The sequence below is a fragment of the Thiomicrorhabdus sp. ZW0627 genome, from assembly GCF_029767005.1.
Classification (GTDB): Bacteria; Pseudomonadota; Gammaproteobacteria; order Thiomicrospirales; family Thiomicrospiraceae; genus Thiomicrorhabdus.
Genome location: NZ_JARUQR010000003.1, coordinates 44,784 through 59,320, shown reverse-complemented (window position 1 = coordinate 59,320; position 14,537 = coordinate 44,784). Strand labels below are relative to the sequence as shown.

At 45.7% G+C, this 14,537-nt stretch carries 12 protein-coding genes; 7 read left to right on the top strand and 5 right to left on the bottom strand.

Annotated features, from left to right (window positions below; translation table 11 throughout):
- Positions 1–61: 61 nt before the first annotated feature.
- Together QCB45_RS07740 and QCB45_RS07735 are read left to right on the top strand one after the other, a co-directional pair.
- Positions 62–1,891: a Na/Pi cotransporter family protein gene (locus tag QCB45_RS07740; RefSeq protein WP_279420331.1), complete on the top strand. Its 1,830-nt coding sequence runs from the start codon at positions 62–64 to the stop codon at positions 1,889–1,891.
- Between the two features lie 433 nt (positions 1,892–2,324).
- Complete coding sequence (locus tag QCB45_RS07735) at positions 2,325–2,555, top strand: hypothetical protein (protein ID WP_279420330.1); 231 nt, start codon at positions 2,325–2,327, stop codon at positions 2,553–2,555.
- Between the two features lie 17 nt (positions 2,556–2,572).
- Here QCB45_RS07735 and QCB45_RS07730 read toward each other — a convergent pair whose 3' ends face one another.
- Entirely contained in the window at positions 2,573–2,992 is a 420-nt protein-coding gene (locus tag QCB45_RS07730) for a secondary thiamine-phosphate synthase enzyme YjbQ (RefSeq protein ID WP_279420329.1), read from the bottom strand.
- Positions 2,993–3,266: 274 nt separating this feature from the next.
- On the opposite strand from QCB45_RS07730, the gene QCB45_RS07725 reads away from it, so the two are divergent.
- Complete coding sequence (locus QCB45_RS07725; protein WP_279420328.1) at positions 3,267–5,261, top strand: M3 family metallopeptidase; 1,995 nt, start codon at positions 3,267–3,269, stop codon at positions 5,259–5,261.
- 96 nt (positions 5,262–5,357) lie between these two features.
- On the opposite strand, the gene QCB45_RS07720 is transcribed toward QCB45_RS07725, so the two are convergent.
- From QCB45_RS07720 to QCB45_RS07710, 3 genes are read right to left on the bottom strand one after another with little or no spacing between them, the layout of a single operon-like run.
- Positions 5,358–6,647: a porin gene (locus QCB45_RS07720; RefSeq protein WP_279420326.1), complete on the bottom strand. Its 1,290-nt coding sequence runs from the start codon at positions 6,645–6,647 to the stop codon at positions 5,358–5,360.
- A 59-nt stretch (positions 6,648–6,706) separates the two neighbouring features.
- The gene (locus QCB45_RS07715) at positions 6,707–7,195 is read right to left on the bottom strand and encodes a DsrE family protein (protein ID WP_279420325.1); all 489 of its coding nucleotides are present in this window, start codon (positions 7,193–7,195) and stop codon (positions 6,707–6,709) included.
- A 21-nt stretch (positions 7,196–7,216) separates the two neighbouring features.
- The gene (locus QCB45_RS07710; RefSeq protein WP_279420324.1) at positions 7,217–7,675 is read right to left on the bottom strand and encodes a DsrE family protein; all 459 of its coding nucleotides are present in this window, start codon (positions 7,673–7,675) and stop codon (positions 7,217–7,219) included.
- Positions 7,676–7,896: 221 nt separating this feature from the next.
- On the opposite strand from QCB45_RS07710, the gene QCB45_RS07705 reads away from it, so the two are divergent.
- The 4 genes from QCB45_RS07705 to QCB45_RS07690 all read left to right on the top strand — a co-directional run bounded on the left by QCB45_RS07705 (position 7,897) and on the right by QCB45_RS07690 (position 12,800).
- On the top strand, positions 7,897–8,472 hold the full coding sequence (locus QCB45_RS07705) for a sigma-70 family RNA polymerase sigma factor (RefSeq protein WP_279420323.1): 576 nt from the start codon (positions 7,897–7,899) through the stop codon (positions 8,470–8,472).
- A 5-nt stretch (positions 8,473–8,477) separates the two neighbouring features.
- Positions 8,478–9,170 carry a hypothetical protein gene (locus QCB45_RS07700; RefSeq protein ID WP_279420322.1) on the top strand — a complete coding sequence of 231 codons (693 nt, stop codon included), beginning with the start codon at positions 8,478–8,480 and terminating at the stop codon, positions 9,168–9,170.
- Positions 9,171–9,328: 158 nt separating this feature from the next.
- Positions 9,329–10,591 carry an MFS transporter gene (locus tag QCB45_RS07695; protein ID WP_279420321.1) on the top strand — a complete coding sequence of 421 codons (1,263 nt, stop codon included), beginning with the start codon at positions 9,329–9,331 and terminating at the stop codon, positions 10,589–10,591.
- 49 nt (positions 10,592–10,640) lie between these two features.
- Positions 10,641–12,800 (top strand): AMP-binding protein, encoded by a 2,160-nt coding sequence (locus tag QCB45_RS07690; protein ID WP_279420319.1) that lies wholly within the window; start codon positions 10,641–10,643, stop codon positions 12,798–12,800.
- Between the two features lie 39 nt (positions 12,801–12,839).
- On the opposite strand, the gene QCB45_RS07685 is transcribed toward QCB45_RS07690, so the two are convergent.
- Positions 12,840–14,537 carry a BatD family protein gene (locus tag QCB45_RS07685; RefSeq protein ID WP_279420318.1) on the bottom strand — a complete coding sequence of 566 codons (1,698 nt, stop codon included), beginning with the start codon at positions 14,535–14,537 and terminating at the stop codon, positions 12,840–12,842.

The window sequence follows — 14,537 nt, the reverse complement described above, 5'->3', positions numbered from 1 at the left end:
TATATCCAATAGGTGTTAATGGTTTATCATGAGTGTATTCATTCATTCAAGAGTGTCCGCTATGTCTTGGATCCTATTACGTCACACCCATTTTTCCCTGTTTCAACGAATCACTGGTTTGCTGATTTTATCGTTACTTGTTGGACTGTATTCGACAGGATCGTTTGCCCAAGAGGAAGGCTCTATACCAGGCTTGGACTGGTTTCCTATGTTCATGGGACTGTTTGGTGGCTTGGCATTATTCCTTTACGGCATGGAGAAGATGATAAAAGGGCTGTTGGTTATTGCCGGCGATCAAATGAAGAATATGCTGGCAAAGCTGACCACCAACCGAGTTATGGGTGCTATCACGGGAGCAGGTGTGACAGCGGTGATTCAGTCTTCATCTGTTACCAGTGTACTCACAGTTGGATTCGTTTCAGCGGGTTTAATGACGGCCGGACAAGCGGCAAGCGTGGTGATGGGGGCAAATTTGGGTACTACAGTCACAGCACAGATTGTGGCGTTTAAAGTTGAAAACTTTGCTCTTTTAATGGTTTCTGTGGGTTTTTTGATCCAGTTTCTTGCCAAACTTAGAAATAAGGTGGCTTTTGGTGAGTTCATAATGGGGTTGGGTTTGTTGTTTTTGGGAATGAACCTCATGAGTACAGGTATGGCGCCATTACGTAGTTATGAGCCATTTTTGCAATTGGTTCAACAGATGCAAAATCCATTTTACGGAATTCTGGTGGGATTGGTTTTCACTGCTTTAGTGCAGTCTTCTTCTGCGACAATTGCGATTGTCATAGTCATGGCCAGTAACGGCTTTTTGACTCTCCCGGCAGGTATTGCTTTAGCGATGGGTGCCAATATCGGTACTACGGTAACTGCAATGTTGGCAACGATTGGTAAATCCAGAGAAGCGTTACGAACGGCACTGATCCATGTTCAGTTTAATGTGTTAGGTGTATTGATTTGGTTACCTTTTATTCCGGAGTTGGCGCATTTGGCAACAATTATTTCGGCACATGAATTTGGTGATAATGAACTCTTGTTACTGCTTGCTGAAAATACGCCAAGGGAAATTGCCAATGCCAATACGATTTTCAATTTGATCAGTCTCTTGATTTTTTTACCGTTGATTCCGATTTTTTTATGGATTGTAAATCGTTTGGTACCGGTGATTTCGGAAGAGAAAACCATGGCGGAATACAAACCTGAATTTTTGGATGAAGCATTAATTATGACGCCGTCTCTGGCGATGAAAGCGGTTTTAATGGAGTTGGAACACTACCAAAAACAACAAGGCTTGTTTTATAAACGAGTAGTAAGCATGATTGCATCACCTAATATCGATAAGTTGGCGCGCGAAGACCTTACAATCCGGCGTCTCCGTGCCTATCAAAGCCTTATCTTGAGTTATTTGGGTCGGGCCGGCCAGAGTTCCATGTCTGCCGACGAGCAGAAACAGTATATGAAGTTGATGAATGTATTGAACATTATGGAATCCATGTTGGAGGCGCTCCAGTCCAACATGATGAATATTTTGCATGAAATGGTCGAAGACGATATCAAGCCGAGTGAAACCATGCTTAACTTAGTCGGACAATTAACTTCGGAAGTCGGTAAATCCATCGAGAATGCTATGCAATCCATCTATAAGGAAGATTCTGAATCGGCGTTGGAAGTTATCGCAATCAAGCCGACCATCGACCATTTGATACAAGAAGCGTTGGCGCATCAAGTTCGTCGTTTTCAACCCAATCAAGAACGCCTAACGGTTTTTCGATACGAAATGCAGTTAGTGGATGGTTTTAAGCAATTGCATACATTGTCCAAACGAATTTCACGTTTGCAGTTGGAAGATGATAAGCCAATCGAAACAAATTCTTCGAACAAGGTTTTGAGTTAATTGAAAATGAATCTCTAGTCTTATTCAAGATAGTGAATTTTATTTTCAATCGGCCTATTTGATTAAAAAATAGGCAGCCGTAAATGGGCCCTGTTGAAGTTTTTTAAACTCTGGTAATGCACTTGCCAGGAAAAACAGAAAAAATCCTTCAAATCGCTTTTATTTGAATATTTTTTGTCCTTTTATGTTTTGTAATCTTAATATGAGGCAATTCCAATAAAGTAAACATACAAATAATATGGTTATTAAAGGGATTCTGTTTTTTGTTTTCCGACGATTTGAAATATTAAGTTTTTTAAAATTTGGATTGTTTAAACGTTCTAATCATGAAGATGCATAATTGGGTTATGCTATTCTTAAAATAGGTAGTTTGAAATTAATGTGATGTTTCCGTTTGCGCAGTGATCAGGATAATTTCAAAAGGGGAAGAAAAATGAAAAGGGTGTTGGTTTCTTCATCGTTGATGTTAGTGGGTTATTTGATGACCGGGTGCACTTCCCATCATTTTGTAAACAAAACAGGTCAGACGGAACAGCAGTACATTCAGGATAAAGCCTATTGTCAGGGATTGGCTTCGGGCCAACAAAGTCTGACCAATACCGAGGGTGAACGACTGATTCCGTATGAAGAATGTATGCGCAGGTTGGGTTACCAACCTGAATAACAATGTTGTAAATTCAGTCATTCGCCCTGAATGGTAATCACCACTTTACGGTTGAATCTTCCGGTTCGATGTTCGTAGAGAAACAGGCCTTGCCAAGTCCCCAGATTTAAACGACCGTGGCTGATCGGTATGGTTTGGCTCATATCAGTAATCATACAGCGTATGTGAGCACTCATGTCATCGTCCCCTTCATAGTTATGGCGGTAGCTTGGATCGCCATCTTTCACGGTTTTCTGCATCCAATATTCGATATCTTCACGTACGGTCGGATCGGCGTTTTCCGTAATGATTAAAGAGGCCGATGTGTGTTGAATGAATACATGGCATAAGCCCGTTTTAATGCCTGATTCGGTAACGGATTTGTCGATTTCTTTAGTGATATTGTAAGTACCTCTTTGAGGACTGGTTATTGTGATTTCGGTTTGGAATGTTTTCATGATTTATTTTTTCAGTAGATGTAAAGATTCGTTTTAAGTGTAGCAAATTCATATGAAATTCATTGTCTGCAATCGCTATTTGTTTATTTAGATTCAACAGTTTTGGATTTGTTTTTGTAAGGGTGAATTAATCATCGTAAGTGATAGCCATTTAGAGACAGGCTGGTTTGGGCTATAATGCATTCACTTGAAATCAATAAAAAGACTCTGAATTATGTCCCAAAATACCAATCAAAATCCGCTTTTAAATATCACAGATTTACCGAAATTCGATATGTTTCACGTGGAACATGTGGAGCCGGCTGTCGATCAGTTGCTGGCGGACAATCGTGCTGAAGTGGAACGTTTGGTTAATATGGAAGAAGCACCTACTTGGGATAATTTTATTGAACCATTGGAGAAAATTGATAATCGGTTTGAACGTGTTTGGGGCCCAATCGGTCATTTGGATTCTGTGAAAAACAGTGATGAATGGCATTCCGCTTATACGGCATGTCTAGAAAAGGTGACGGCATATCATACTGAAATGGGTCAGAACAAAGGCCTGTTTAAAAAGTTCTCTACGATTGCTGATAGCGAAGAATTCAACGATTATTCTCTGGCCCAGAAGAAGGTAATCGAAAATGCATTGCGTAATTTCCGATTGTCCGGGATCGATTTATCACCAGAAAAACAAGCTGAATACCAAACTATTTCTCAACAACTTTCCCAGCTAAGTAGCCAGTTTGGAAATAACGTTTTGAAATCGACACAGGCCTGGTCAAAAAACATTTTAGATGAAAATGAATTGGCTGGACTGCCTGAGAGTGCTATGGGACTGTTGAAACAGTTGGCCGAACAGAAGGGGTTAAAAGGTTGGTTGGTTACTTTGGATTTTCCGTCTTATATCTCTGTGATGATGCATGCGGACTCAAGGGAATTGCGTGCTGAAGTTTACCGTGCGTTTGGAACCCGTGCTTCGGATCAGGCGCAGAATGTTGAATTTGATAACTCGGAAAACATCGAAAAGATTCGTAAATTACGACATGAGTTGGCCAATCTTCTTGGTTTCGACCAATACTCTGAATACTCGTTGGCAACAAAAATGGCACAAAATACCGATCAAGTATTGGGCTTTTTACGTGATTTATCAGCTAAATCGAAGCCTCAGGCAGAAAAAGAATTGGCGGCGTTGAAGTCGTTTTCGAAACAAGAACTGGGCATTGAAGATTTTCAGCCGTGGGATGTTTCATACGCTTCTGAAAAACTTAAAGCGTCAAGCCTATCGTTATCTCAAGAGGTTTTGCGACCTTATTTCCCTGTCAAATCGGTTCTGACAGGCCTGTTCACAATCACAGAAACACTTTTTGGCGTGCGTGTTAAAGAGAAGACTGGAGTGTCTGTTTGGCATGAAGATGTGCGCTTTTTTGAACTTGTGGATGAGGCGGATAAGGTGATTGGCCAATTTTATCTGGATCTGTATGCACGCGAAAACAAGCGTGGTGGTGCCTGGATGGATTCAGCGATTACCCGTTGGAAACATTCAGACGGTGAATTGCAGAAACCGGTGGCTTACCTTGTCTGTAATTTCACGCCTCCTGTAGGGGATAAACCAGCTTGTTTAACGCATGATGAAGTGACAACCCTGTTCCACGAATTCGGACACGGTATTCATCATCTGTTGACGGAAATGGAACACTTGGATGTTTCAGGGATTAGTGGTGTTCCATGGGATGCGGTAGAGCTTCCTTCCCAGTTTATGGAAAATTTCTGTTGGGAGCGTGAAGGGTTGGATTTGATGTCTTCCCATATTGAAACTGGAGAACCACTTCCGGATGATTTGTTTGAATCCTTGAAGACAAGCCGAGGATTCCAGTCTGCGATGATGATGGTGCGCCAGATTGAATTTGCATTAATGGATTTTGAATTACATAGCTTCTACAATCCGGAAGAGGTTGAGAACATTCTGGATCTGGCGAAACGAATTCGTGAGGAGGTTGCTGTGGTGCAGCCGCCGGAATATACCCGTATGCTTCACAGCTTTAGCCATATTTTCGCAGGCGGTTATGCGGCGGGTTACTTCAGTTATAAATGGGCGGAAGTTTTGTCTGCAGATGCATTCAGTCTGTTTGAAGAGACAGGGATTTTGAACTCCGAAACCGGTGCCAGATTCAAAAACACGATTTTAGCGGCGGGTGGTTCGATTGATCCGATGGTTCTATTCAAAACATTTAGGGGTCGTGAACCGGAAATAGACGCTTTATTGCGTCACAGTGGCATAGCGGCTTAATCTGTTACCGGGATAAAAAAACCCCCGCCAAGTGGCGAGGGCAAAGGTGGTTGAGTTTCGGAGTACCAACCAAACAACGCAAAAAAAGTATGTAGTTTAATAGACTACGGTAAGTTGAGCTGAAACTCGGTTATCCAGGCTGTCCAGAATATCGTGCACCGGTGAGGCCGCAGGTAGATCAGGCGCGTCGATATTGCGAATCTCATAGTTCACCTTGAGTGACGTTTTCTTGTTGAAGAAATACTGGGCACCTAAGGTCGTGGTTTGTAGTTCACGGTGAAGAGCGGCGGTTTCGGTCGCAGCATCCAGCATGTCATAACGCGCGTTCAGTTCCAGGTTCGGTAAGACTCGGTAACCCAGGTCGACATAGTATCCGGTTGCTTTTTCATCCGGAAAAACACTGAATGTGGCTCCGTCAGCAGGCGTTCCGGCCCCTTTGGTTCCACCATAGATCATGCCGTCAGCGGTAATGTATTCGGCGGCCAGACGATATTTACCATCCCAATAGGTCGTACCCAAACCAGAGCGTTTACGGTCGACTGTTCCAACGTCATCTAAGGTACGTTTACCGTCCTGCATCCAGGCGAAGAATTTCATACCGTGTCTTCTCGGACCTTTTGAATCACCGAAGATCTTTTCGGTCGAGGCATATAGATATAGGTCTTGATGTTTGTCATTGTCCTGAAGCGCTAAGCCATTGCCGTTACCCAGCATGACTGCGTAACTGTGTTCCCAGTCTCCCTGACGGAATGAATCAAATACTTGAACACCGGTGTCGCGGAAGGCACTGACCGGACCATTTCTGCCTGTATTGTTGGCGGCATTGTCATAGAAACGTTCCAGCACTAATCGATCGGTAACATTGGTGAAGTTCACATAGTTGAAAACACCAATACCTTGTAATCCCTCTTCCGCTCCGGGGGTTTTGAATAGACCGGCACGGATTCGTGCGCCCGGGATGTGATTCAGGGTGACACTGGCATCGGTCAGTTGCCCCTGTGATGCTTTTCCACCTGTGGTAATCCCGTTATTACCGAATTCGGCCATTAAGAAATAGTTGACCTTCTCATCCAGTGGGAAGTTATTCCCTCTGACCGCGATCCTAGCACGTCGGATATTGAAACCTTGTGAGGAGGTAAGTTGCGGCCCCAGCTGGTTGAATGCAGCCGATTTTCCGACATAAGGACCCGCTTTCAGTTTGGTGTCGTCGGTCTGCATATAATCAGCTTGTACGAACCCCCAGACTTTCGCTCTTGGTCCCTGGTGATCCTTTTCGGTTCCCTGAAGCATCAACCAGTTGGCAGCTTGTGCCGACTGAGCTCCTAGTGCGCCGGCAAGGGCGAACAGCAGGGCGGTTTTTTTGAATTTGTAGGTTTTATTTAGCATAAGTATCCTCTTCTCTTATTCAGAGACGTTATCTTTTTGGTCTGTTAGTTAGATATGGATTAGGGTCTTAGGTATAGGAATCCCTGGCTTTGAAGATAAGCCAATTCCGCAACGCCACTTGGAACGATGTCAGATTTTTTGGCATCGTAAAGATCTCGGTCAACATCTACTTTACGGCCTTTAACGGTGTTGGCGCAGACATTGAAAGTTACGCCCTGCATTTTAAGTTGGTCGATTTTCTGAGCCATTTCCAGTGTGGCATTGGCCGCTTTGAATTTAGGCACGTTTTTCAGTGCCTCGGGTTTCAACAAAAGTGATAAGCCGTTGCCGTGAAGTACAACACGTAGATCCAGATTGTCTGCACCAACTGCATTGATGTGGTTTTGAATGTTACGTAACGTAGACGACTGCTTTTTGATGTCGTCATAATTGATGTGGTAGACCACTTTCTGATGTCCGTAACGGTCACTGGCGTTGGCGCTGTTCAGTGTCAGAATCGATGCCAGCAACATGAAGATGGCGATTAGGTAAGGTTTTATCGATTGCATGATGAATGTCCTCAGTGAATGTTAAGGCTTAAGGATCTGCCAACCGGCAGCGTTTAATTGAAGGATTCTGCCTGCTCCGGCTGGAACGATGTTTACGCCTTCCATTACTTTAGGTTCGTGTCCTAGCTTGCCTGCGAAATTTTTCAAAGTGTTGGCGCAAGCACTGAAGCGGATACCGCTGGCCATTAGGGATTTAATACGTGGTGTGTTGACGTTCTTGTCCAACATAAGGCGAACGCCAGGACCGAATGCGACTACTTCAATGTCGACGTTCTCAGACGAATAGTAACGTTGAAGGTTGTTAGCGACATTAAGCACTAAAGTTTGTTTGAAAGGATCGCGGTCACTGATTTGTAAGACAATCTTGTGTTCTGCGAAGGTATCCGGCAAAGGTGCCTCTTTCTGCGCTGCAAACGCCGGGATGGTGACCAAGGCGGCCAATACCAATCCTAAAAGTTTATGAGCCTGTTTTATTAGCATGTTGTTGTATCCTCAAAATAATCAAAATTCAGCGCGCTTAACCCTTAAACGAATTGGACCATGAATTTATTCCAATTTTTTAAACCAGTAATTCTTATTAGGTTAATAGTTTTATTTATTTCGTAAGTTGTTAATATGTTTAGAAAAAATATTTGTTGCATTGAAAACGAGATTTGAATTAGTATCGAAAAAAGGTGTTAATTCAAACAAGTGATGTGTAAATGAAATTTTCGAGCAAGGTAGCCGATCTGTTTTGTGAATCCCAGGAAAGACGGCGATTCAATGCAGCGTTGGAAAACAAGTATGATCGCCTGTATCGACTGGCCTATGCTTGGAGCCATCATCCTGCTATGGCACAGGACCTTGTACAGGAAACGATGCTTAAAGCATTGGAAAAACGTAAAGATCTAAGCAATTTGGAACATTTGGATGCATGGTTAAGTAAGATCATGCGAAACCAATTTTTGGACAATATGCGTTTCAACCGTCGCTGGGAGTGGGCGGAAGAGTCCGAAATCGACCAGCATTTTTCGGTTGATTGCAGTGAATCCGAGATGATAAAAAAACAGAGTCAGGATGCCTTTTACCAGGCGATGGCGAAGCTGCCTTTTGACCAGCGTGAAGTGATTGTGCTGGCGGATTTGCAGGGCTTCAGTTATCAGGAGATTTCGGATATCACTTCGACTCCGATCGGTACTGTGATGAGCCGGATTTCAAGGGGGCGTGAAAAATTGCGTTCATTGTTGCAGCATAGTGATGTCCAAAGAGATAAAGTGGTTCCACTACGGAGAAATTGAAATAAATGGGTAAGTCAGTTCAAACCTATCAGATACATGCCTATATTGACGGCCAGCTCTCCCGGGATGAGTGTTTCGAGATTGAAGAAGCGATGCAGTTCGATTCGGAACTGCAGGATGAAATTTGTCACCTTAGGGCTCTGAAATCACAGGTGAAGTCAGCCTATGCGGACATTCCGGTTCCGGAAAGAGATAGGAAGCCGGTTTCGAAACGCGTCTGGTCGATCCCTAAAACCGCCGCAGCTTCGTTGTTTTTGGGAGTTGTTATGGGAGCCGGAATGTTGAGCTTGTTCAGTGGCCAGAATGGCGGGGTATCCCAACAGCCGTTGGCTATGGCACAGGCGGATCAGCAAAAGTATATTGTTCATTTGGATTCCGACGACCTGAAAAAGCAGGCGGAAGCTCTGGACGAAATCGAAACGCTTTTGAAGGATGGTGGTCCTAATGTGAAGGTCGATTTTATATCGAACTATAAAGGGATCAAGATGTTCGATGTTAATAACCCGAATCACGACCAGCTTGAAAAGCTGTTGGGCCAATATGACAATTTGACGCTCTATGCTTGTAAAAGAGCTTTGGAAAGAGCGATGCAAAGAGGTGAAAAAGTCAACGTCATTCCTCAGGTTCGTCACGATAAGCCGGCGATTGATGCGGTGGTTGAGCGTTTGAACGAAGGCTGGAAATACATCAAGATTTGATCCGTAATTCGGACAGGCCTGTTGTTTTTAAGAATTGGTTGAATCGGGGTATACTAGCGCATGTTGTTTAATTGAATTAGAAGCCTTTTATGCCAAATTCCCCGACACGGTCAACTTCTTCCTTTTTTCTTTCAAGACGTTTCTTTCCGCTGTTTTGGGTGCAGTTTTTAGGAGCGTTCAACGACAATCTCTACAAAAATGCGATGATCATGCTCATCGCTTTCCAGCTCAGTCAATCCGACGAGCAGACCGGACTGTATATCACTTTGGCAGCCGGAATCTTTATCTTACCGTTTTTTTTATTTTCCGCCTTTGCCGGCCAAATCGCCGACCATTTCCCTAAATCGGTATTGATTCGAAAGATCAAATTAGCCGAAATTCTGATTATGGCGACCGGTGTGTTGGGTTTGATGAGTCTGCAACTGGAATGGCTGTTTGTATCACTGTTTTTGATGGGAACGCAGTCGGCCTTCTTTGGACCGATCAAATATTCGATTTTGCCGGAAGTGCTGAAAGAAGACCAGTTGTTACGGGGTAACGGTTGGTTCAGCGGTTCGACGTTCATCGCCATTTTGCTGGGTACAATCGCCGGTGGCAGTGGCGTTGTTTTGGAAAATGGTACCGTATGGGTATCCATGGCAGTGATGGCCGTTGCGATTGTGGGATACATTGCCAGCCTAATGGTTCCCGAGACCAGCCAGCAAACCGCGTCGGTGAAGATCGATAAGAACATTTTCCGCAGTACCTGGCAGATCATTCATTCTTGCCGTGGCTATTCCCAGTCGTTTTTTTCGGTGATGGCGATTTCCTGGTTCTGGTTTATCGGCGCCGTGCTTCTCAGTCAGATTCCGACCTTTGTTAAATACACTCTGCAAGCCAATGAAGATGTGGTAGTGGCTTTTTTGACTATGTTTTCAGTCGGTATCGCAGTCGGCTCCGGCCTGGTTTCCAAGCTTTCCAAAAAGAAAGTGAATTTAACCTATCATCCGGCTCTATTGCTGATGATGTCCTTGTTGCTGGTTTTCAGCGTGCTGGTGGCGGATTCGATTATGGGACAGTCTGCGGTTCGGGATTCCGGTGTTTTGATGGGATTGGGCGAGTTCCTGACGCTTTGGCCGGAAAGCCTTTCTTTAGTGTTTATGTTCGTTTTGGCCGTGGTGGGCGGCGCTTATATTGTGCCTCTGTATACCTATCTACAGATAAAGACCCCGCAGGGCACTCGTGCTAGAATGATTGCCGTCAATAATATCGTCAATGCGTTTTTGATGGTGTTGTCGTCGGTTTTGATTATGGTGGGGTATATGTTCGATCTGACGCTACCTGCCATGCTGTTGATTTTGGCGGTGTTCAACGTATTGATCGCCGTATTGTTTTACTTGAAGCGCGCTTTGTATAACGAATCGGAATCGGTTTCCGAATAAAAAATAAGACGCGTAGCAGAAGAAGTTGTTTAAAAATTGAGGTTTCACGATGAAGTGGTTGGTTAAATCTTTTGTCAGGTTGTTGTTTCGGGTTTTCTACCGGGTGGAAGTCAAAGGTTTGGAAAATTACCATGCCGTTGACCAGTCCAAACAGCCACTTCTGATCGTTGCCAATCACGTTTCCTTATTGGATGGACCACTGATTGACCTGTTCGTTCCGGGTGAAACAACCTTTATGGTCGGAATGAACCACGCCAAGAAATGGTACGGCAAATTCGTGCTCTATTTCGGTAAATTCTTCACGGTCGATTTACACAGTCCTTATGCGGCCAAACATATGATCGCTGAGCTCAAAAAGGGCAAGCAGTGCATGATCTTCCCGGAGGGGCGCATCAGCACCACCGGTAGCCTCATGAAGGTCTACGAAGGCACGGCGATGGTGGCCGACAAAACCCATGCCGCCATCCTACCGGTTCACATCCGTGGTGCAGAACTGAGCAAACTTTCCTATTTGAACGGGCGTTTCTATGGTTTTATCCAGCAGTTCTGGTTCCCTAAGATCACTCTGACCATCTTACCCGCTAAGAACATCAATCCGCCGGCTCGCCTCAAAGGACACAGCAGACACCACTCTCTGAAAGAGAATATCTATACGTTGATGCGTGACCTTGCTTATTACGGTTCGGTCGAAGAGAAAAGTCTGTTCAAGGCGTTGGTGAAAGCAAAGCAGGTTTATCACGCTAAGGAGATCTGCGTCGAAGACATTAACGACCAGTCTTTGAGTCTGAAGAAACTGGTTATGGCATCAAAGGTTCTGGGCAGACAATTGCACCGGGTTTTGGGGGATGAGAAACGGGTCGGCTTGATGCTGCCTAACGTGACAGGTATGCCGGCGACTTTCTTTGCTTTGCAGGCTTACGGTTATATTCCTTCGATGATGAATTTCACCGCCGGCTTGAAGGCGATGAAATCCGCCTGTGAAACGGCTGAGTTGAGGACTATCGTCACTTCGCGTAAGTTTGTCGATGCTTTCGGGCTGCAACCATTGATTGATGAGATGGAAGGTGTGCGTTTTGTTTATCTTGAAGAGGTGCGCGCTGACATTGGAGTCATTGGCAAACTGACAGGCCTGTTGAGTCGTACCAAGTCATTACCGGGTTATAAAAAGGATCCGAATTCGGAAGCGGTGGTGCTGTTCACTTCGGGCTCAGAGGGGATGCCAAAAGGTGTGGTGCTTTCGCATACCAATCTGATCAGCAATATCGAACAGATCAGCGCGATGCTGACGCTGTTGCCGGGTGAGAGACTGTTTAATGCCTTGCCGACTTTCCACAGTTTCGGTTTGACGGCCGGGTTGATCTGGCCGATTCTAAAGGGCGCCAGAGTCTTTCTTTATCCGTCTCCGTTGCATTATGCCGTGGTGCCTGAGATGGTCTACCAGACCAATGCCCGTTTAATGTTCGGAACGGATACGTTTTTCAATGGTTACGCGCGTAAGGCGAACCCATATGACTTCTACAGTGTCCGCGCCATGGTGGCGGGCGCTGAGCGTTTGCGTCCTGAAACCCGCCAACTGTACGCCGAAAAATTCCATACCCCGATTTATGAAGGGTATGGCGTCACTGAGACCACGCCGGTATTGGCAGTCAATACACCGGTGGCGTTCAAGAATGGTTCGGTCGGTCAATTGGTGCCGGCGGTGGAGTACCGTATTGCGGAAGTTCCCGGAATTGCCGAAGGCGGACTTCTTCAGGTTAAGGGGCCGAATATCATGTTGGGTTATCTGATGCCGGATGAGCCGGGTGTGCTTCAACCGCCGGTGGATGGCTGGCATGATACCGGTGATATTGTGCATGTCGATGAAGACGGTTATGTCTGGATTAAAGGGCGCGCTAAACGCTTCGCCAAGATTGGCGGTGAGATGGTGTCGCTGACGGCGGTCGAGAGTTATATCAACCAGGCCAGTCCGACTGGACATCATGTGGTGGTGTCGGTGCCGGATTCGCGTAAAGGTGAGAAATTAGTGCTGGTGACCGACGACTGTGAACTGAGCCGCAGTACTATTACCGATGCTGCTAAAGAGCAGCAGGTAGCAGACATCATGATTCCGAAAACCATTATTCTGGTTGAGAAGATTCCGGTTTCCGGAACCGGGAAAACCAATTATCTGGAAGTTCAGAAGATTGCCGAACACCATTTCGGCGTTTGATTTCCAGCCTTTAAGTGCCTCTACGACCGGATACAAGCCTTAGTGGGCGTACAGGTCTTTCAATTGAGACTCGGCCAGTGTCGAAGTGTGCTTTCGATCCAGTTTCTCGAGCGCTTCACACAGGGTTGAACGGGCGGTCTCATCAAACGTTTTGTCATTGAACAGGCTGGCTTCGAGTTGAAGAAGTTGAGCCTTCAATGCCGGGTCGTTCAATTCCGAAAAACTTTTAATGCCGTGTTGGGATCTCAGCCAGTTCTTGATGGCCGGATAAAGCTCAGGGGGCGACAGTTTGCACAAGCCGTCAAGTTCCGACCAGGCCTGTTCGGTTTGGCGCGAATCGGTTTCGAGGTTTTCCCGATTATTTTCCTGAATGTTTTTGCCTCTACGCTTTTCCATCAGCCACAGCCCCATAGTCAGCAACCAGAGAATGGCAAAAACGGTGGTCGATATTTTCCAGAACAGGTCATTTGACGAGGCTTTACCGGTTGCTGCTGTTGGTGTAATCGCGTTGAGGTCATGGGCAAGCATTTCCGTTCCCGAACCTGATTGTGAAGCTGTTTTATCGGCTGACTCCAGAATTTTCAGCGTCTTGCCCGGAATGTGGGTTGTTTCCAGTGTGTCGGTTTCCGTGTTCCACCAGTAGAGACTCTGTTCAGGGAGTGTTAGAGTGCCCGCCTGAGTCGGGATAATGGCGCGTTTAATCACCTTGGTGCTTAGGATCCCGTTTTGCTGTTTCTCTTCCTGGGTAGTCGGTTGATCAGGGTACACCTTAAAGCCGTCTTGCGCGTCAAGCGTCAGGGTCGGGAGCTGGTTGGCCATCAATCCATCCACATTCAGAGTCAGAGTTTGCGTCAGGGTATCGCCGACACGAATTTCATCTTTCGGCAGGTTCCATTTCTGGTCGATTTTGACGCGCTTTGCCGGTAACCAAGGGTTGGTTGACTGCTCCTTAAAGGTTTCCGGTTCCGGTTTTACTTTTAGGGTAAGTTCATTGGCGACGGCCTGAATCTGTTTCAGGTGATTGTCGATCTGAATGCGTCCGGTGAACACCGGTGTGGTCACTTTCAGCTCACCGCTGCTTTGCGGATAGAGCGCGTAAATCCATTCGTAGACGGTATAGGCCTGCCCTTGAATCTGTTTGCTGAACACCGATTCTTTTTTCAGGGATTCCACTAGGGCGTTACCGAACTCGGGCGGACGGATGTTGCCGGAAATCAGGCGCCCACGGTAGTAGAAACGCAGGCTGTAAATGACCTGACCTTGTACGTAAGGTGAATCGGTGCTGACCTTGGCTTCCAAAAAGTAGGGTTTTAAACTCCCTTTTGTCAGTGATTTCTGCATCGGCATAACTGTGAGTTTATAGGGCTGGCTAGTGGCATCACCGACTTTGAACGGCGGGATGATCAGTTCCCCGGCCTGTTTGGGAAGGAGCTGTATCAGCCAGCGTGTACTCGATTGGAAGTCGCCGTTGACCATTTGGATGTTATTGCTGCGCTGGGAACCAAGCACTTCAAATTGGTCTTTAAGCGGTTCGAGATCCAGCTGACCGAGCGTACTTTGAAAATCGGCCGTGACGTAGAGGCTGACGATGTCGCCAAATTCAACCGTCTGGCGATCCGTTTCCACCGTAAGGCTGTCAGACCATGATGAGGTAGAGAAAACGCTTAGAAGGCTAAATATGAGCGTTATGACGACTCTTTTCAGGTATCCTTCGGTAAAGAATCTTTGACTAGTCAT

Coding starts and splice junctions, on each gene's coding strand:
- QCB45_RS07740 (WP_279420331.1), top strand. CDS start 62: ATGTCTTGGATCCTATTACGTCACACCCATTTTTCCCTGTTTCAACGA.
- QCB45_RS07685 (WP_279420318.1), bottom strand. CDS start 14,537: ATGACTAGTCAAAGATTCTTTACCGAAGGATACCTGAAAAGAGTCGTC.
- QCB45_RS07725 (WP_279420328.1), top strand. CDS start 3,267: ATGTTTCACGTGGAACATGTGGAGCCGGCTGTCGATCAGTTGCTGGCG.
- QCB45_RS07730 (WP_279420329.1), bottom strand. CDS start 2,992: ATGAAAACATTCCAAACCGAAATCACAATAACCAGTCCTCAAAGAGGT.
- QCB45_RS07715 (WP_279420325.1), bottom strand. CDS start 7,195: ATGCAATCGATAAAACCTTACCTAATCGCCATCTTCATGTTGCTGGCA.
- QCB45_RS07710 (WP_279420324.1), bottom strand. CDS start 7,675: ATGCTAATAAAACAGGCTCATAAACTTTTAGGATTGGTATTGGCCGCC.
- QCB45_RS07700 (WP_279420322.1), top strand. CDS start 8,478: ATGGGTAAGTCAGTTCAAACCTATCAGATACATGCCTATATTGACGGC.
- QCB45_RS07720 (WP_279420326.1), bottom strand. CDS start 6,647: ATGCTAAATAAAACCTACAAATTCAAAAAAACCGCCCTGCTGTTCGCC.
- QCB45_RS07735 (WP_279420330.1), top strand. CDS start 2,325: ATGAAAAGGGTGTTGGTTTCTTCATCGTTGATGTTAGTGGGTTATTTG.
- QCB45_RS07705 (WP_279420323.1), top strand. CDS start 7,897: ATGAAATTTTCGAGCAAGGTAGCCGATCTGTTTTGTGAATCCCAGGAA.
- QCB45_RS07690 (WP_279420319.1), top strand. CDS start 10,641: ATGAAGTGGTTGGTTAAATCTTTTGTCAGGTTGTTGTTTCGGGTTTTC.